This window comes from Haloferula sp. BvORR071 (genome assembly GCF_000739615.1).
Classification (GTDB): Bacteria; Verrucomicrobiota; Verrucomicrobiia; order Verrucomicrobiales; family Akkermansiaceae; genus Haloferula.
This window is the reverse complement of record NZ_BATP01000005.1, coordinates 102,308-120,467: the sequence shown is the minus strand read 5'-3', so window position 1 is coordinate 120,467 and position 18,160 is coordinate 102,308. Positions and strand designations below refer to the sequence as shown.

10 protein-coding genes are annotated in these 18,160 nt (G+C 62.3%); 3 read left to right on the top strand and 7 right to left on the bottom strand.

What is annotated here, in order from left to right:
* Positions 1–9 precede the first annotated feature (9 nt).
* The 6 genes from BV071_RS04500 to BV071_RS04475 form a co-directional block, all read right to left on the bottom strand.
* Positions 10–3,537, bottom strand: a complete 3,528-nt coding sequence (locus tag BV071_RS04500) for a hypothetical protein (protein WP_265594069.1) — start codon at positions 3,535–3,537, stop codon at positions 10–12.
* Between the two features lie 340 nt (positions 3,538–3,877).
* The gene (locus BV071_RS04495) at positions 3,878–6,664 is read right to left on the bottom strand and encodes a hypothetical protein (protein ID WP_035602764.1); all 2,787 of its coding nucleotides are present in this window, start codon (positions 6,662–6,664) and stop codon (positions 3,878–3,880) included.
* Positions 6,665–6,778: 114 nt separating this feature from the next.
* On the bottom strand, positions 6,779–7,579 hold the full coding sequence (locus BV071_RS04490; protein WP_265594068.1) for a hypothetical protein: 801 nt from the start codon (positions 7,577–7,579) through the stop codon (positions 6,779–6,781).
* Complete coding sequence (locus tag BV071_RS32500; protein ID WP_052572892.1) at positions 7,551–9,122, bottom strand: S8 family serine peptidase; 1,572 nt, start codon at positions 9,120–9,122, stop codon at positions 7,551–7,553. Before BV071_RS32500 ends, BV071_RS04490 begins: the two co-directional genes overlap by 29 nt.
* 191 nt (positions 9,123–9,313) lie before the next feature.
* On the bottom strand, positions 9,314–10,057 hold the full coding sequence (locus tag BV071_RS04480) for a hypothetical protein (protein WP_265594067.1): 744 nt from the start codon (positions 10,055–10,057) through the stop codon (positions 9,314–9,316).
* A 73-nt stretch (positions 10,058–10,130) separates the two neighbouring features.
* Positions 10,131–13,577: a hypothetical protein gene (locus tag BV071_RS04475; RefSeq protein WP_265594066.1), complete on the bottom strand. Its 3,447-nt coding sequence runs from the start codon at positions 13,575–13,577 to the stop codon at positions 10,131–10,133.
* Positions 13,578–13,858: 281 nt separating this feature from the next.
* Here BV071_RS04475 and BV071_RS04470 point away from each other — a divergent pair, with 281 nt between their 5' ends.
* Positions 13,859–15,322 (top strand): PLP-dependent transferase, encoded by a 1,464-nt coding sequence (locus tag BV071_RS04470; RefSeq protein ID WP_265594065.1) that lies wholly within the window; start codon positions 13,859–13,861, stop codon positions 15,320–15,322.
* Between the two features lie 310 nt (positions 15,323–15,632).
* Positions 15,633–15,857 (top strand): hypothetical protein, encoded by a 225-nt coding sequence (locus tag BV071_RS04465; protein WP_035602756.1) that lies wholly within the window; start codon positions 15,633–15,635, stop codon positions 15,855–15,857.
* Between the two features lie 113 nt (positions 15,858–15,970).
* Here the strand turns inward: BV071_RS04465 and blaOXA are convergent, their stop codons facing one another.
* Positions 15,971–16,774 carry a class D beta-lactamase gene (gene blaOXA / locus BV071_RS04460; protein ID WP_035602753.1) on the bottom strand — a complete coding sequence of 268 codons (804 nt, stop codon included), beginning with the start codon at positions 16,772–16,774 and terminating at the stop codon, positions 15,971–15,973.
* A gap of 89 nt (positions 16,775–16,863) precedes the next feature.
* Between blaOXA and BV071_RS04455 the strand changes: the two genes are divergently transcribed.
* Positions 16,864–18,099: a tetracycline resistance MFS efflux pump gene (locus tag BV071_RS04455; protein ID WP_035602750.1), complete on the top strand. Its 1,236-nt coding sequence runs from the start codon at positions 16,864–16,866 to the stop codon at positions 18,097–18,099.
* Positions 18,100–18,160 lie beyond the last annotated feature (61 nt).

The window sequence follows — 18,160 nt, the reverse complement described above, 5'->3', positions numbered from 1 at the left end:
AAGGCCGGTTCAGACCTCGTCCTGGTTCATCCAGCGGAAGGAAACCGTCTGGAAACGGCGGCCGAAGGCGATGTTTGCCGGCTGGGTCGCCACCAGTTCCGGTGCATCCGCAGAGTCCACATAGTCCGGATAGCGCTGCACCACTGCTTCACACCAGGCGCGGGCGGTCACCTTGCCATCCGGGTCGCGGGCTTCACCGTAGGCGCGGATCTTGAAGGTATCCGAGCGCACCGTTGCGAAGCTGCCGATCGCCGTAAGCACATCTCCCTGGCTGATGTCTCCCGGGGTGCCGGTGCCAGTGCTGGTGTTCACGATCGCCGAAGCGTTCTTCCAGCCGTAGGTTCCCACGTCGGCCGGGGCGATGTTAACGGCATTGCCGTTGACGATGCCATTGATCCCGCTGAGGTCGATTGCCGCCTGCAAGGCGCCTTTCTTGCCCATGTCATCGCCAGACAGGTGGCGGTTGACGAAGTCGGACATCGAGAGGAAAGGACCGCGCTCGCGGACCTGCTTGACGATTTCCTTGGCCAAGGATTCCACCTCGCTCGGGCTGAGCTTGCGGTAGGTGTTCCAGAGCTGGTCGCGCGGCGTGCCACCGCCGGTGGCGCTCAGGGTCGGGCGGCGGGTGCGCAGGATCGGCACGTTGTCGCCGGTGCTTTCCAGCGAGCCATTGGCGAGTGGCACTGGAGCATCGGACATTCCCGAAAGCACGGCAATCCAAGCCGATTCCGAGGTGCTGTTCACGTTGAAGCCGCCGCGGGTCATCAGGTAGGCTGCAGACTTCAGGCCGCCGGTTTGGAGCGCGTTCGTCGCAGCGGTGGCCGCTGGCATGCCTGGACGCAGGCAGGCCAGATTGCGGGAGTTCGGGAGCAGGGCCTTGCCGTTGAAGAAGTCATTGGCCAGATCGGTTTGCGACTTCGCCGCGCTGCCGGTGTAGCCGGTGCCCTGCAGGGTGGAGAGGGTCGAGAAGAAGTAGCGGTCCCAGAGCTGGTCATTGGCCAGCCAAGAGTGGTCGAGGTAGGTCTTGCCAGCACCGGCGCTGAAGCGCGCGGAGGCGGGCGGCAGCGCAGGGTGGGCCCGCGACTCACCCACGGTGTAGGTGAAGTAGGGGGGCGCACCCATCAGGCCGACGTTGGCGTGGCGCAGTTGTGCGACCGATTGGAGCGGTGCCATCGGGATTTCGTAGAAGGTGCCCGAGGTCGAACCACGATTCGCACCGTGCCCGCCGAAGAAGTAGCCCTTCTCGCCATCCACCTCGATCGCCGCCGTGCCGGCGCGCACCGGTGTCAGGATGAACTCATAGGGGTTGGCACCTTGGCTCGGGTTGCTGATGAAGTCGCAGGTCGCCATCTGGACGGCCGCACCCGTATCCGCAGCGGGCCGCGAGCGGGTGAAGGATTCCATCGTCGTCTTGCCGCTCAGGCTGAAGATCGCGAAGGGCTTGGCCTTCTTGTAGTTTTTGATCTGGGTGCTGTTGGCCTCGTAGAGGGCCTCGGTGGAAACCGGAGCTTCCACGGTTGGCTTCGGATAGGTCTCCGGGAAGCTGCGGGTTTCGGGGAAGCGCGGCGAGGTGCCTTCCTCAAGAAGGGTTTTCAGCTTGGCCTCGTTCTGGAAGAAGACCTGGGTGGTGGCGTAGTCGCGCACGGTCGAGCCGTTCTTCACGCGCATCGTCACGGCAAACTTGTTGGTCGGGCTGCTCAACTGCTGCTTGGGACCATACTTGACCGAAACGGTTTCGTTCGGCTTCACTGGCAGCATGCCGCTGTTTGAGCGGGCTTGCAGCCAGTCGGCGCGCTTGGCGGTCGAGGTGCCGGGGGTGACCCAGTCGAGGTCGTAGCCAACACCGTCGTTGGGGCCGGTGATCATGCCGGGAATGACGCGGCTGCTGTTACCGGTCTTGTTGTTCTGCCAGTCGAAGAATTTGTCACCGTTGGCGGCCACTTCTTGTGCCCAAGTCCACTCAGGCGGGAAGGGCTTGCCGAAGGTCCGGGTTTCGCCCGGGCCCATGATGATCTCCTTCGCCGAATTCAGGTCGCCGGTGAGCGTGACCTTGAAGATCTTCGACTCGCTGCCGCCTTCCTTGCCGGTGTAGAGCTGGTTGAAGGCCACCATGTTGTCGGTGCAGGGCTGGCCGTTCACGTAGAATTGGAAGCCCATCGGCAGGTCCTTGAACTCCACTTCAATTTCGGTGAAGCGCAGCGGCACGTTGTACGGATTGTGCAGCGTGATCACCGGCAGGTACATCAGGTGGATCACACGGGTGTATCCCGCGGTGGCCAGGGGCGCCCAAGGTCCGTGTGGATCCCGCGCCACCAGGCTGAAGACAACGTCCACCTTCGACAGGGTCGGCATGATCAGCGACTCGCGCAGGGTCGAGAGGTTTGGCTCGTAGCGCACGTCGCGCAGCGCCGCGTCGCTGGTTTGGGCCAGCTTGAAGCTGTTCGAGACGTAGGCCTTCAGGCCAGCCTTCGGGTTGTCGTTGGCGGTGGTGCGCTGATAGAGGCGATAGTAGTGCTGGTAAGCAGCCCACATCGGATCGGAGTTGGTCGCACCAGTGAGAGGCGTGTTGGTGTTGGAATAGAGGCGGCGGGTCGAGTAGTCGCTAGGCAGCGTCGCGGTGTCGAAGAGCACGCTCAGGTCGGTCTTGAGACCGCCGTTGGCGGTATCGGTCTGCAGCGAGTTCGAGCTCACGCTGAAGTCGTTGAAATAAGGATCGAAGGCCTTCTTCTCAGTGGCGGCGAGGTCCACTTCGCGGGTGCTCACCAGCTTCGGGAGCTTCTCGGCCAGCACATCCTGCTTGGCTTCGAGGAAGTCCATGCCCTTGAGCTTGCCGGCCTTGTTGCGGGCGGGGGAACCCATCCGCGCCACCGTCTCGCCGACGGCATTCTTGCTCTGATCGGCAGGAGCCAGGTCGATGCGGCCCTTCACGCCTTCATCGAGGGTCGTCCATGCCAGGCCGCCAGCGGGTTTTCCCTTGGCGTCAGCCATGGAGAGCATCGGCGCGCGCACCTCGGAAGCGGTCTGATTTTGGCCCACGCTGCCGGGGCCGACCAAGAGCTGCTCGGTCGCGCTACCCGCGGCTCCGCCGCTTCCAGCTTTCGGCAAGGTGCTGAGATCCGGCTTCGCGGAAGGATCCGGGTTGGACATCAGGTAGCCCATGAAGCGGTCGGTGCGCTCCTTCTTATAGTCCGGGCTCTCTTGCGGCGGGCGCCAGGACTTCCAGGCACCGGTGACACCCGGCGGGAACTTGCTGTCCACGGCATTCGCCGGTGCGGTGATCCGCTGGTCAGGACCCGCGCTCTTCTGCAACTGGCCGATCGCCAGCGCCAGCGCCATGCGGGCATTGGCCCGTGCGATCGACAAGGAGTCACTTTGACCGGCGCTGCGGATCGAGATGGTTGACAGGCTTAGCAAGCCGACCGCGAGGATGGTCAACAGGACCATCAGCGAGAGTGAGATCACCAGGGCAAAACCTGGAGCTTTCTTGAGAGTGCCTGCACGAATGCGCAGTTCACGAGGAGACACGTTGGGTTTCATGACGGGTTCTTCGAGAAGAGAAACTAGAATGATGCCAATGTAAATACATTGTTCATTCAAATTTTAGGTCGGGATGAAATTTGGGTTGTCCCGGCTCGATTGGGTTCAGGGCCGATCTATCAAAAGAAAGACCAAATTTGCGGCGGGGTAAATACATAATGGATGCACCTACCCGTTTGGGGGAACGGCGGCCTACCCTGGACGGGGAGACGAGGTTCCAGCGCGCAGACGCAAATTCCTGGATTTGTCGGACAGCTTTGTTGGCCCTGAGTTCAGCTGCATTCCTACGATGGTTAGGAAAACTTAACCAGATGCGGGACGCGAGCTTCCTGCATCTGCATCACGGACCTTCGAAAAACAATCTCGCGAAGCCTTGGGCATTTCCGGACAGCGGGATTCCGATCCGGTAGTTCCGACCGCTGACATGTTCCGGCAGGACCATGCTCCAATTCGCGGTGAGCTTCGTCTGGGTCTGACCCGCGACGCTCAGAGGTGCGCCTCCGCTGCCATTGCCGAGTTTCAGGAAGTTCCCGTCGGTGGTGACCGTTAGGCCGGCGGAGACCATGAAGTTCAAATAAAAGTGGGTCGCGTCACGGCTGATCGAGATGAGTCCGGCGCCAGCGCTGGCCGAATTCGTGGGGTTCGAGCCGAGCAGGGCTTCAAGGGCGTTGTTGAGGCCGTCGTGGTCGGGATCCGCGGCGGGTAGGGCGTCGTTTCCGGTGAGCCCGAAGCCAGCAACATAGGCAGCAAACACTGAGGGGACGGCGCCGCCGATGGTGAAATAGCCGTCTCCCGCTTCCGGATATGGCGCGGCGTCCTGGCCGTAGTAGACGGCATTTCCGGCTTTGTCCCTCAGGAAGACGGCTACCCGCCACTGGCCGGGGGCGCTGCCTTGCGGCAGGGTTTTTGTAAACTGATAGACACCCGCGGAATCATTCCCGGAGAGCCGGTAGTCGGAGATATTAACAAAAAGGTCGTTTTGGAAGACGTCGGCCGGATCGAAGAAGTAGGCGTACGCTTCGAGAACTCCGGAGAGGTCGTCACCGATGGAGACGGTGACCTGAACTTGGGCCGGTCCGCCGCTGGTGTTCACGGTGCCCGGTGAGATGTCGATGGAGGTGATCACCGGCGTGGTGAGGTCCACGGCACCGGAGTTGACCACATGGAAGCTGGGGTCGATATCGACCGGGTAGGCGACATCGTAGGGATATTCCTTCGAGTTTCCACCTTCATCGGTCAAACGGACGCCGATGGTCCAAGTCCCCGGCTTGCCATAGGCGGGGATCGGTACTTGGACCTCATAGATCCCGTTGAACTTATCGCCACTCACCCGATCGGGGCTTTCGAAAAGCACGTAGCCCGTGCGGTTTTCATCCGGGTTGTAGACGATTGCCTCGCCGTAGGAGAATCCCTTCACGCTGTCCGTGACCTGTAGCGTGACGGTTGTCGTAGTGGTGCCATTGGTGATGTCGACCGTACCGGGTGTGACAGAGATGTCCTGGAGAAGCGGCACATCCGGATCGCCGTCACCGGGACTTCCGACATAAAAATACTCGATCCGCTTGGCCGGGAAAGGATCGGCGCCATTGCCGTAGCGGCGAGTCGCATTGGAGACGTCCTCCGTGAGGGTGATTTCCGCCCGCCAGAGTCCGTGCTCCGCGGTTTCGGCGAGGGGCAGACTCAATTGCCAGTGGGCGTCAAGTGAGTCACCGGAGTTCGACCCGTTGTCGAAGTTGGTGCTGACCTGCGGGTTTCCGTTAGGATCGAAGAGTTCGATCCGTCCTTCCGCGATGCCGTTGAAGTCATCCGTAACGGAGATGGTGAATTCCACATCCGTGCCGCCATCGGAGATGTCGGCCAGGCGCGGGGAAATTTCGAGCGACTGGAGCACCGGAAGCTCAAGATCGTCATCCGCGACGAAGCGCACTTCGTCCAGCCAGCCGCGGTCCTCGCCATCCGCGAAGCTGCCGTCCTTGGCATAGGTCCATGTCACCGCGTGCTCACCCGGCGGCAGGTTGACGATCACCTGCTGCCACCCGGTGTCTCCGCTGATAGATTCCACGGGTTCCCCGCCATCGACGGAAACCGACAGGAAATCGGCGTCTTCCTCCGAATCGACGCGCCATTGGAAGGACAGCTCGCCGGGGCCAGTGATGGTCGTTTGGATGGTCGTTGAAGCATCGTCAGCGAGGGGCTGGCTGGCCGCTGCGTCCGTATTGTCATACGAATCCTTTGACTGGATGACCCAGCCGCCGCCAGTCGAGGCCCAGGGGAATTGCACCGCGTCCACCGCTTGGGCGAGGAAGTTGGAGGGGGGCGGAGGGAGAGGAGTTGAAGCAACCGTGAAGCTGCCTTGGACCGCGCTATTGAAATCATTGCCGGTCTTGTCCTTGCCGGAGATGGTGTAAGTCCAAGTTCCCGCCTTGCTGTTTTGGGGTAGATTTACTGAAGTCACGTACACGCCGTGATTGGCGTCTCCGGAAGTGCGCGAGCCGTCGCCGTAGTAGGGAGAAATCTCGTAGCGACCGATGCCGTCCGGGTCGATCAGGTTGACAAATCCGAAGTCGAAGCCGCTCACGGTGTCCGAGACGCCGACCGTGAAAGTGACTGTCGCCGGGCCTGAGCTTGTGTCCACCGCGGGTGGAGAAACCGAGGAGCTGTCCAAGGTTGGCGTCGAGTTGTCGACGGGGCCGCTGTTCACTACGGTGAACTTCATAGCCTGGGGATCGGGAAAGGGTGTCTGGTTCGGATCGAAGGTGACTTGGTTTCCATCATGATCCCGGAAAAAGGCGTCCACCCGCCAGAGGCCGGGCTGTGAATAACGCGGGACGGTGAGGTTCACGCTGTAAGTGGCATCATGACTATCGCCACTGGTTCGGTCGTCGTTGCCGATGAACACCAGAGTGACGAATTTCCCCGATGGGTCGTAGAGATAGCCGTTTCCGTAGTCCACGCCGCTACCAGCGTCGGTGATGTGGAAGGTGGCCGTGACGTTTTGCGCGGCCGAGGTCACATCGACGGGCGAGGGGGCGACGGACGCCGAGAGAACCGTGGGAGGCACGGTTTCCGCGGAAAGAGGGCAGGCGAAAACGAGAGCCGTGGCGGCGAGCAAAACCGACTGTTTCATGGAAACGGGGGGCAGGGGAGGGAGGCGAAATTCGCCAAGTGAAACCGAACGGGGACGAGATCCGTTAGTGTTTTTCCTGGCCCCCGGCAATCTAACTTTAGAGCACTTGGAGACTTACCAGCGTCCGATCACGGTCTCCGGGACCAATGCGGTTTTTTCCTCACGCCGGACTTCCTTTTTCCCTACATTCGCTGCGGGAAAGTCCGCGAGCAGACAGGGGCTCGCAGCCGCGGTCGCTGCTAACAACGGCTGGTCCGGCACCTTGAGCCAGCCTTCGCAGCGCTTGCCACCCCATGAATCGAGGTAGGTGACTGGAAAGGCGTGCGCGCCCTTGGCCAGCTTGGCGGGGATGGCCGTCACGGTAACGAAGTGCCCTTGGACCGGTTGCCATTGGCCCTTGCGCAAGACCTGGCGGCGGATGCTGAGAAGCGGTGGTATGCCCTTTTCCAAGGAGGCATCGAGGCGCTTCCAAGTGCGGCGCAGCAAATCCTCGCCCCTTTCCCCGCGTTGCACGAAGAGCCCATCGTGAACCAAGACCGGCAGATAGAGCGGCTTGTGCATCTCATTGGCAGCCGTAACGAGGTCCTCCACATTGATGCCGGCGGAGGTCCAGCGGGTGCGGCCCTTGAGGGTCTCCGAAGGACGGAGGCCATGAGCGCGGATCCAGCGCCCGAGTTGTTCCCGGTCGTTGCCGCCAGCCAGCGATGCTGCCGCCTTCTGCCAAGTGGCATTGCCGCAGCGGTAGGAAGAAAGCAGTGCGGCAGGGCCGCAGGCATTCCCGGAGATGCTCAGTTGGTTGGCTGGCAGTCCGCCGGGATTCGGCGCTTCCAGCATGTCCTCCGCCCGCACTGCGGATCCGAGAATCAGAAATAGACCCAGGCTGGCACTAAGGAGTCGAGGGAGCAGCATAGACATCGGTGCGCCGATTGTTAGACGGTTTGATGTCAGTGCTGCCACTGGAATTCATCACCTGCGATTGGACCTTTGCGCCACCATCGACGAAATTGAAGGGCAGGGAGAAGGTGGTGACATCACCGGGCTTGAGGGTGGTGATGTTCATGTTGCTGGTGCCGGCCGGAGTGGTCACCTGCACCGGGGTGTTGACCATCATGGCTGTGCCGCGGTTCTGGACGGTGACCTGAAGCTGCATCTGGCCGTTCGGCGTGGTCGTCACGTAGTTTGCGGCAATCGCTGCATCATAGATGCCCGGTGTGCCGGACTGGAAGACCCGGCCGAGATCGACATTGCCGACGCCGTATTCGGAATCCGTGCCGGGCGCTCCGGCGTCATTGAGATTCGACATCATCAGGTTGTAAGCGGAATCCGCGGTCAGCTTGGTCCCACCGTGCGACATGGTGGCGACCGCCACGCCGGCGGCGATCGGAGAGGCCGCGGAGGTGCCGGTGAAATAGACCGATTGGCCGCCGGTCCACTGCGTGATCAGATCCAGCCCCGGAGCCATCATCTCGGACCCCCTGTTGGAGAAGTTCAGGTAAGTGCCATTGGCATCCACTGCACCTACGGCCACCACGCCCGCGTAAGCGGCAGGGTAGGAAACCTGATCGTAGCCGTCATTGCCGGAGGAGGCGAAGATCTTGATACCGGCGGCTTGGGCCGCGAGCACGGCATCGCGGAGGATGGGCGAATTGCTGGACGAGCCCATCGAGATGTTGACCACGTCCACTCCGGCATCGATGGCGGCCATCAGGCCTTGGGCGAGAAGGAAGCTGTTGGAGGTGCCATTGTCATCGGCCACCCGCCAGGACATCAGCTCGGCGGCAGGAGCGATCTGACGGATCAAGTCCGCCACCGCGGTGCCGTGGCCGTTCCAAGTGGCTGCGTCAGCGGGCGGGTTGACCAGGAAGGTATTCGTCGCATTCGGCAGGGTAGAGCCGGTGTCGAGGATGCCGACCTTCACGCCCGTGCCGAAGGCGGAATTGTCGCCCTTGACCCCTAGCCAGGCGAGTAGCTGGTCTCCCATGCCCACGGCACCCTGCTGGGCTTCCTCGGTCTTCGGCGTCGGCAGATAGACCGGATAGATGTAGCCGCTCTGTTCGCTGCCATCGAGCAGCGCGTTCAAGTCATCGATCGAGAGGAAACCGACGTGCAGGGCGTTGAGCTTGTCGATCGAGCCGAGGATGGCGATGCCCTTGTCCTTGGCGGCGGCGAGGAAGCGCTCCATGGCCGCGTGGTCCTGGAAGCGCAGCGAGCGCTGGTTCTTCAGGGCACCGGCGGCTTCCGCCTCATCGTCACGGCGGATCTTGGCCGGGGGACGCTTGGCGACGGTCTTACTCTCCTGCGGGGCGGGATCGAAGAGCGGCTTGAGTGGAGGAGGCGGGGCCCTCACGACCGGCGGAGACTCCGCCTGGCGGCTTGCCGTGCGGGTGATCCACCAGCCGGCCAGGCCGCTGGCGAGCACCGCGATGAGAATGACCAGCCTTTGGCCGCCGCTTTTCATGTTCCCCTGATAAACCCGCCGGAGGCTCCGCGGTAGCGGAAAATTGAGGGCAGAGGCCCATGCCGCTGGAAAAGGTGGGGAAAGTGGCGATTCCGATGCATTCGGGTCTTGGCTTGAGACCGGCGCATCCCTCCCTTGGGCGGGCTTCCTAGGAAGGTCCTGCGGGGTAGGGCCTTTGTGCGCCCGGCGGCCTACTGACCGCCAGCGGTTGCCGTGGCGGGTGCGGGAGCCGGGGTGGGTGCGTCCTCGTAGAGATTCACGGCGGGCATCTTGGACACCGGGTCCATGTAGACGATGGCGATGTCGCGCTTCTTGGAGACGGAGCGCCAGCGGGAGTTGTAAAACTCGGTGAACTCCTTCGGGGCGGTTTCAAAGAGGACTTTGGCGTCGTACTGGTTGAGATGGTTCACCTTGCGGACCGCCTCGATGATCACGGTTTTACCCGGGCCGACGAGCTTACCCTTGTCGGCTGAGAGTTCGCCGAGGTCGAAGCGGACATTCGCAGGGGTGAGGTTGATCGCCTTGGTGGTGCCGAGCGGGAAGGAGCTTTCGTCATCGGCCATGGGGACGACGAGGTAAGGCGCCTCGGGCTTGCCGGGATTCGGCAGGAAGAGGAAGAGGACCTTCGCGCTGGCGGGGACATTGACCGCAGGGAGGGCGGGGGCGGGCTTGCCGGGTGTGGGCGGGGTGCTGCTGAGGAAGAAGCTGGCTTTGTTGTCCGTGACTGTTGCCTGGATCGGCAGGGAGAAGACTTCGGTGAAGAGTGGGACTTCGACCAAACCGCCGCCTTCCGCCGCGGGGAGGTAGAGCTTCTTCACGTTGTTTACGTGGCTGAAGCAGAGCGTGCGGAGGGTGATCTTGCGGGCTTCTTCAGCAGCGAGGGGCAGCGGTGCGGCGAGAACGAGAACGAGGGTGAGAAGTCGGCGAAAGGTCATGAAGTGTGAGGTGATGAGCGGATGGCATAGGGGATAGCAGGTGCCGGGCCTGCCGTTCATCGAATCTGTTTTGTTAGACCTCATCCTTGCCGAGCCAGCGGAAGCTGCTGACCACGAAGCGGCGTCCGAATTGTTGGTTGATCTCGTTGAGTTCGGCAGTTGCCGTCTCGGGCTTGTTCTGAGTGTCGATGAAATCCGGAACCCGCTGGACGACGGCCTCGCACCAAGCGCGGGCGAGGACCTTCTTGTCGGGGTCGAGCGCTTCGCCATAGGCGCGGATCCGGAAGGTATCCGAGCGGACCGCGACCACGGGACCGACCGCGGAGAGGATGTCGCCTTGCGTGAGGAAGCCCGGTGCCCCGGCGGCATTCGGGCCGGTCATCGCTTCCGGGAAGGCGAAGGCTTCCGGGGTGAGGTCGGCCACCGTGTAGTTCTTGGAATCGGCGGCGAAGCGGTTGTTGATGTCGGTCTTGTCGATCGCGGTTTGCAGGGCGCCTTCGCGGGCCATGTCCTTGTTGCTGCCGGGACGGCGGTTGACGAACTCGGCCAGCGAGAGGAAGGGGCCGCGTTGCTTAACCTCCTTCACGATGTTCTCAGCGAGCTCGCGGATTTGCTTCTCATCCAGCGTGCGCATGCCGGTCCAGCGGGCGTGGCGGCCGAGCAGGGCATTGGCCTTCTCCACTGCAGGTCCGCCGGCGCGGCGCATGCGGGTGAAGGGGAAGGAGGCCGCGGCTTCGGTGCCGGTGGTGGGAGTGGCCTTGCCGTCGGTGAGACTGTTGTAGTCGATGTCCTGTTGATTGAGCGAAGCAAGCAGGCTGGCCCAGGCATTGACCGAGGTGGAATTGACGTTGAAGGCACCGTCGACCATCAGGTGGGCGGCGCTGGTTTGATAGCCGTCCTCTGCGGTGAGTTCCGCGACTGTCTTGTCCGCGGCGGTATTACCGGTGGCGACGAAGCGTGGGTTCAGCAGCGGCTCTTCGCCCTTGAAGAATTCCTGGGCGACGGTGTCGAGGCTCTTCGAATCGAGGGCTCCACCGTGCGGTGCCAGAGTGGAGAAGAAGTAGGAGTCCCACAGCGCGGCATTCGCGAGCCAGGCGTGGTCTAACAGCTTGTAGTCCTTGGTGCTGGCGGAGCTTACGGAAGCGGCGGGGATCATCGGGCTCGCGAAGGACTCGCCGACGGTGTAGGAGGCGCCGGGCAGGAAGCCTTGGTTGCTGAGCTGGGCGTGGCGCAGTTGTGCGATACTTTCCAGCGGCACTTGCGGGATTTCAAACTGCGGGGCGATGCGGGTGCCGGTGTTCTCCATCACGCCGGTGAAAAACTTGCCGCGGTTCATGGCGTCGATCGGGAACTTGTAGCTCGGCGCAAGACGCTTCATCGAGACCTCGAAGGGATGGATGCCCATCGGCTCCTTCGCCAGGTCGATGCCAACCAAGCTGGTGGCTTGTCCACCCTGAACCCAAGGACGGGTCGGGGTGTCCGAATCGAGGGTGGTCTTCGCGGCGAAGCTGAACTGGGCGAAGGCCTTGGCATTGACGAAGTCCTTCAGCTTGTCGTTCGGGCTCTGATACATCTCCGCACCGGTGTAGGGGCGCTCCAGGCGCTCCTCGCCGCCGGGGAAGGCGGAGGAGGAATTCCGGCTCATGGCGCTGCGGAGCTTGTCCGTGCTGACGAAGTCCAGGTCGAGGTTGCCCGAGCGCTTGCGGCTGGTGCCTTGGACCAGAGTCATCTCGATCGAGAGGCGGTTGTTAGAAGCTTCCGAGGCCATCGGGCCGAAGCCGACGTCGATGGTGTCCGACTTCTTGACCGGCAGGATGCCTTGCTTGTCGTCGAACTCGGTGAGCATGTGATCGGGAGTCAGCCAGTCGATCCAGAAGCCGACGCCTTGCGAGGGATAGCCGGGAGCCAATGGCAGGTCGGCCGTCATGCCCTTGCCGTCCTGATTGTAGTAGTCGAAAAAGGCGCCGGAGCCGGTGTTCCAGTTCAGATCGCCGCTGACGGATTCGCCGAAGACCTTGTTCTCGCCTGGCTGCAGGACCACCGGGGCGACCTTGCTCTGGGAGAAACTGCTGCGGACATTGATGCCGAAGGTCTTCGCCTGCTTGGAGTCGGAGTCGTGATTGACGTAGAGCTGATTGAAGTGAGCGAGCCCGGTGGTTTGCGGCTGGCCATTGCGGTAGAAACGGAAGCCGATCGGCAGGTCCTTGAAGTCGATCCGCAGTTCATCGAAGCTGATCGCTTGGCTGTAGGGGTTGTAGAGCGTGACGATCGGGGAGTAGATCATGTAGATCATGAAATTGTCCTCGGGCGTCTCGGTCTTGCGGTCCACGCCGCCGGCCCAGTTGCCGTGGGCATCCTTGCAGACGAGCGAGAATTGCATCTGCACCTTGGCGACCACTGGCATTAGGATTAGGCCTTTGGCGGCGGCGGGGCTCACGCGGTTGGCGCGGGCGCGGGGATCGTATTTGACGAAGCTATAACCGGTGGGCACCGAGGCTTTGATCGGGTCGGAGGCCTTGGTGTAGAGATTGGCGTATTCCTGGAGCTGATCCCAAAAGGGGTTGGAGACTTCGCTGAGCACCGTGCTGTCGTCATAGACGCGCTTGCCGGAGAACGCCGCGGGGAGTGTCGAGCGGGAGAAAAGCAGACTGAGGTCCTTGCGGAGGCCGCCGCGGGCGGAGTCAGTCATCAGGCCACGGGAGACGGTAGTAACTTCATGCTGGTACTTGGCCAGTTCCGGCATCTTGTCGATCAGGTCGCCGGTGGGCAGGGTGTAGAGCTTGGCCTGGTCGGTGCCCTTGAACCAATCGAAGCCTTCAAAGCCATCGATGACTTCCATGCCGAAGCGGGATGCGGCACCGGCCGCGACTTGGTTAACGCTTTTGCCGAGGTCCTTGCGATCCTCGCGCACGAGATCGATCTTTGCCTTCACGCCTTCATCGAGCACGGCCCAGGCGTAGCGGCCGCTCGGGGCCTTGCTGTTGGCGGTGGCGGTCTCGACTTTCTTGGCGCGGACGAACTCGGCGGGAAGGGCGTCCTTGCCCAGGGATCCTTGGGCCAGCAACTCGGCACCGGTTTCGGAGGTGTCCGGAAGATTGCCGGGATTGCGGCTGGGACTCGTTTCGTTTCCGGAAACCAGATAGCCCAAGAATTCCTGATCCTTGGTGGGAACGGGATTGTTAGCCGTGGCCTGTTTGCCGTGCCATGCGCCCGCGAGCCACGCCGGTGCGCCGTCCTTGGCGATGGTGGCCGGCGCAGTGATCTTCTGGTCGGTACCGGCGGTCTTCTGGAGCTGGCCGATGGCCATTGAAAGGGCCAGCCGGGCATTGGAACGGGCCACTTGCAGGGCCTCGCTCTGGCTGCTGCCCCGCAACGAGACCGAGGACAAGGTCAGCAGTCCAACGGCGAGAATGGTCAGCAGGACCATCATTGAGAGCGATACGACTAGGGCAAAGCCGCGTTCGGTATGGCGGGGCCGCAGTCGTAGAGGTGGTTTCTTGAGAAGCTTGGTAGGATTCATCGCGCCTGATGACCCCGATCAAGCCCGTGCCACTCCAAGTGAATACAAATGGAGTCAGAATGGATGAATCTGTCGCATTCGTTTACTATTCGAGGATGAAAAATGCGGAATTGTGAGTGCAAACTGCGTAATTGGGCGCTGTTCACCTGCCTTTCCGCGAGCCGATCGCCGCAAAAGCAAAGCGTGAAGAGGGCCAAGCGGGTGCAGTGGGAGATATTTCCCGGGAATCCGACTTGCCCAAGCCGCGCCCCACCGCCAAGCAGAGGGCGCGCATGCGTGACATGAGGTTATATCCTGCTTGGCAGGAGGAGGACTTGGGGGTGCCGATTCCTGATTCACCCCACGCGTGTTCCGTTTGCTTACCCGACTGGAAGTCGGTGCTGGGCTACGAGGAGGCGCGCGACAAGGTGGTGCGGCGCATGCGCATGGGCTACCCGCGCTTCTTCCGTCACCCGCTGGTTGCCCGTCTCACGGCGATGGCCGACGAGGAAGTGGGCGGTGAGGGCGAATCGGTTTTCCTGTTCCCGACGCGGCTGGCAGCCCAGCGCGCGCAACGCTGGATCGAGCCCCGCGGCGAGGTCGCGGTGCGGCATGCGGGCTTTCAAGGCCTGCAAGCGCTGGCGGTGCCGATCAAGGCGCGGCAGGTGGCGGTGGATTACCAGCGCTTCACCGGTGAACTGGTGAGCAGCCGCATGGCGGAGGACATCATCGCCGCAGGCAAGGCTCGGAGCGGTGACAAGGCCCATCTCTTGCAGCGCCGACTGTGCAAGATCGTGGGAGTCGACCCCAAGCAGGTCCATGTCTTCAACAGCGGCATGGCGGCGATTACCGGGATCCTGCGCTCGCTGCCGGGCGTGAAGGAAGGCCGCAAGACGCTTCAGATCGAGTTTCCCTATGTCGATGCGCTGAAGGTCCAGGAACTCTTCGGCAACGGCGTGGTCTTCCTCAATCAAGCGGAAGGGGAGTCCTTTGACGAAGCGCTGCGGCGGATCCGCCAAGGCGAGTTCGCCGGTGTCTTCACCGAGGCACCGAGCAATCCTTTGCTGCGCACTGCGGATATTCCGCGACTGGCTGCTGCCTGTGCGGAAGGCGGTACACCGCTGATGATCGACGATTCCTCGGTCGGGCCTTCGAATGTATCCGTGCTGCGCTATGCGGACGTGGTGACCACCAGTCTGACCAAGTGGCTGTCCGGCACCGGTGACGTGATGGCGGGCATGGCAGTGGTGCGGCCTGACTCACCCTTCGCGGGTCAGTTGCAGACGGTGCTAGCGGAGGAAAGCGGGTCCAGCTCGCCGCTCTATGTGGGCGATGCAGAGGTGCTGCTTTCCAACCTCAAGGGCTTCCCCTCGCGGATGGCCCAGCACAATGCCAATGGCGAAGCGCTGGCGGCAATGCTGGCCCAGCACCCGGCTGTGGCGGAGGTCTACCATCCCAGCCTGATCACTCGGGAGAGCTACGACCGGATCAAGGCACCGCGCGGTGGCTACGGTCCCTTGCTGTCCTTCGTGCTGAAGAATCCGAAGAAGGCGCCAAAGGTATTCGATGCGCTCAAGGTCTCGAAGGGACCGAGCTTCGGGACGCCCTTCACTTTGGCTTGTCCCTACACGCTTCTGGCCCACTATCAGGAGCTGGATTGGGCCGAAGGCTGCGGTGTGGCACCGGAGTTGATCCGGGTTTCCTGCGGTACGGAGGAGACTGAGGTGCTTTTAGCTCACTTTACGGCTGCCTTGGATTTGGCCTGAGCGTGACTTTTGGCCGGAAGGGACGCGATCGGCGATGGAATTGATCCAATGCCGTCACGCCGGGACGAGAATCGTGGTTCCCGAGGCGCACTTTTGACGCCGTTTTTGACTGGGGGTGAGGGCAATCCTACGTAAAAACATAGGTTCTGGGATCACTTGATTGGTTAAAAAATGACACTTGGTGTAACATTAGCAAATTCCCTTGCGTACGCTGGATAAACGGCTGGAATTCGGCACACCCGCGTCCCAAAAAGCGACTTTCTTCGACGAAGAAGCGCATGTTCAACCCGATCCCAAGGCATAAGAACGCATGAAACGCAAACCCAAGCTCGCGCTTCGAGTTAACCAGGAGAACCCCAATCACCACCTTTGGAACAATCGCGGCGTGTGGTGGTGCCACCTGACGGTTCACAAGCCGGACGCAACCGCCGAGCGCCTGCGCTTCTCGCTGAAGACCCGCGACGTCGACCAAGCGCGTGAGCGCCGCGACCGCATCTTCCGCCAAATCGCGGAGCACTACGAAATCGCCGCCTGAGCTGGCGGGGATTGAGTGGCTTGGATCGCCCTGATGGAGGGCGGTCCGTGGGGTTGGGTTATTTGTTGAGGCTGCCGCTTGAGCGGCCGGGGAAGAATTTTTGAGGGCTGCACTTATTTGGTATCGGGCAGCTTGGCGTCTGCAAGGCAGGCCTTGAGGAGGAGCATGCGCTTTGGGGCATCCTTCATTTCCTTCATGTCAATGTTGAGGGCGAAGGGGTACTTGCTGCCATTGCGTTCGATCCAACCGACCATCCAGCCGATGTTCGGCTCGGTAGCGGTGCACCAGCCGGTCTTGAAGTGGATGACGGAATCGCCGGCGGTCTCGGTGGGGATGATGCCGCGGACCTGCTGCATGGTCTCCTTGCGAAAAGGCAGCTCATCGGCGAGCAGGCGGCGGATGAAGGTGATTTGCTCCAGTGCGGAGATCTTCAAGGGACCATCGAGCCAGAAGCGGTCGATGGCACCGCTGCTGTCCATGTTGCCGTAGTTGAGGGCTTTCACTCCGGCGGCCATGCGCTCCGCGCCGATGCGGCGGGCGAGTTCCTGGTAGATTGGCACGGCGGAGAGCTTCATGGCTTCGGGCAGGGCCATGTCGTGCTCCCATTCCTTCATCATCTGCGGTTTCCCGCCGTAGGGCAGGACTTCATCGAGGCTCTTCACCGCGGCGCAGTCCAAGCCGATCAAGGAATTGGCGATCTTGAAGGTAGAGGCGGGGATAAAGCGCTCCTTCGCGCGAGCGGGGTTCCATGCTTGGACGGTCTGCGCGGCCGGATCGAGGATCACGAGGGTGCCTGTTAGGTCGGCTTTGTTGAACTGGGCTCCGACTCCCGGGATTTCGCGGAGCTGGGGTTCGGCTGCCGATGCCGCAGCAATGCAGAGGGCAACAATTGCGAGCAGGCGAGCGACGGCATTCATGGCGATCCAGCTAGGCCGGGATTTTCGAGTGCGCAAGAGCCGCCGCGGATTTGCATTGCCGCGCGGTCCGGCGGGTTCAGCCTCTCGCCATGGCCCGGCCGAAGCCCGCGATCGTTTTCATCTTCATCACGCTGTTCCTGGATATCTTCGGCATCGGGGTGATCGTGCCGGTGCTGCCGAAGCTGGTGGAGCAGTTGCAGGGAGGCGATGTTTCGAAGGCCGCACACGCGGTGGGCCTGCTCGGCGCGTTGTATGCGCTGATGCAGTTCATCTTCTCTCCGGTGCTGGGGAGCCTCTCGGACCGTTTCGGGCGGCGGCCGGTGATCCTCATGTCCCTGCTCGGATCGGGGCTTGATTACCTGGTGCTGGCGTGGGCACCCACGATGGGCTGGCTCTACGCGGCGCGGATCATCTCCGGCATCACCGCGGCGAATTTCTCCGCAGCCAGCGCCTACATCGCGGACGTGACTCCGCCGGAAAAGCGCGCGGCGGGCTTCGGGATCATCGGCGCGGCTTTCGGCCTCGGCTTCATCTTCGGTCCGGCGGTGGGTGGTCTGTTAGGCTCGCATGGGCTGCGCACGCCCTTCCTGGTTTCGGCTACGATCACACTGCTGAACTGGCTCTATGGTGCCTTCGTGCTGCCCGAGTCGCTGGCCAAGGAGAACCGGCGCCCCTTTACTTGGTCGAGTGCGCATCCGATCAAGGCACTCAGGTCCTTGGCGCGCTGGCCGATCGTGCTGGGGCTGTCGGGCACGCATTTCCTGACCACCGTGGCGGGGAATATCTATCCAGCCCTGTGGGTGCTCTATACCGGCTCGCGCTATGGCTGGGAGAGCAAGCAGGTCGGTTGGTCGCTGGCCTTGGTGGGTTTCATGGCGGCGCTGGTGCAGGGGGGCCTTGCGGGACGGGTGCTGAAGAAGATCGGGGAACGCACTGGCGTGTTTGTGGGCCTGCTGGCGATGGCGGTGGCGATGTGCTGCTACGGCTTGGCCCCGTATGGATGGATGGTCTATTGCATCATCCTGATAGGCTCGCTGGCGGGGATCGGCTCGCCGGCGGTGCAATCGCTGATCTCGAAGCAGGTGCCGGCGGATGAGCAGGGAGCGGTGCAAGGCGCCTTGAACAGCATCACAAGTGTCGCCGGGATTCTCGCGCCGATCCTGTGGACGGCCTTGTTCTCGTGGTCGATCGCCAAGGAGCGGTCGGTGCACGTGCCGGGGCTGCCTTTCTTCGGGGCGGCGGTGGTGTCGCTGCTGGCAGCGGGCTTTGCGTGGCGGGCCCTGCATTTGCGGCCGGCACGCGCTGCGGAAGTGGCAGATGCCTGACGGGCTTCCGGCTTGCAGTGAGGGCGGCTCGGGGAGATGGGTTTGACGTGTCAAACTTGTT

What these genes read in the sequence shown, in the direction of transcription:
- BV071_RS04500 (WP_265594069.1), bottom strand. Translation starts at nt 3,537, where the DNA reads ATGAAACCCAACGTGTCTCCTCGTGAACTGCGCATTCGTGCAGGCACT.
- BV071_RS04495 (WP_035602764.1), bottom strand. Translation starts at nt 6,664, where the DNA reads ATGAAACAGTCGGTTTTGCTCGCCGCCACGGCTCTCGTTTTCGCCTGC.
- BV071_RS04490 (WP_265594068.1), bottom strand. Translation starts at nt 7,579, where the DNA reads ATGTCTATGCTGCTCCCTCGACTCCTTAGTGCCAGCCTGGGTCTATTT.
- BV071_RS32500 (WP_052572892.1), bottom strand. Translation starts at nt 9,122, where the DNA reads ATGAAAAGCGGCGGCCAAAGGCTGGTCATTCTCATCGCGGTGCTCGCC.
- BV071_RS04480 (WP_265594067.1), bottom strand. Translation starts at nt 10,057, where the DNA reads ATGACCTTTCGCCGACTTCTCACCCTCGTTCTCGTTCTCGCCGCACCG.
- BV071_RS04475 (WP_265594066.1), bottom strand. Translation starts at nt 13,577, where the DNA reads ATGAATCCTACCAAGCTTCTCAAGAAACCACCTCTACGACTGCGGCCC.
- BV071_RS04470 (WP_265594065.1), top strand. Translation starts at nt 13,859, where the DNA reads ATGAGGTTATATCCTGCTTGGCAGGAGGAGGACTTGGGGGTGCCGATT.
- BV071_RS04465 (WP_035602756.1), top strand. Translation starts at nt 15,633, where the DNA reads ATGAAACGCAAACCCAAGCTCGCGCTTCGAGTTAACCAGGAGAACCCC.
- blaOXA (WP_035602753.1), bottom strand. Translation starts at nt 16,774, where the DNA reads ATGAATGCCGTCGCTCGCCTGCTCGCAATTGTTGCCCTCTGCATTGCT.
- BV071_RS04455 (WP_035602750.1), top strand. Translation starts at nt 16,864, where the DNA reads ATGGCCCGGCCGAAGCCCGCGATCGTTTTCATCTTCATCACGCTGTTC.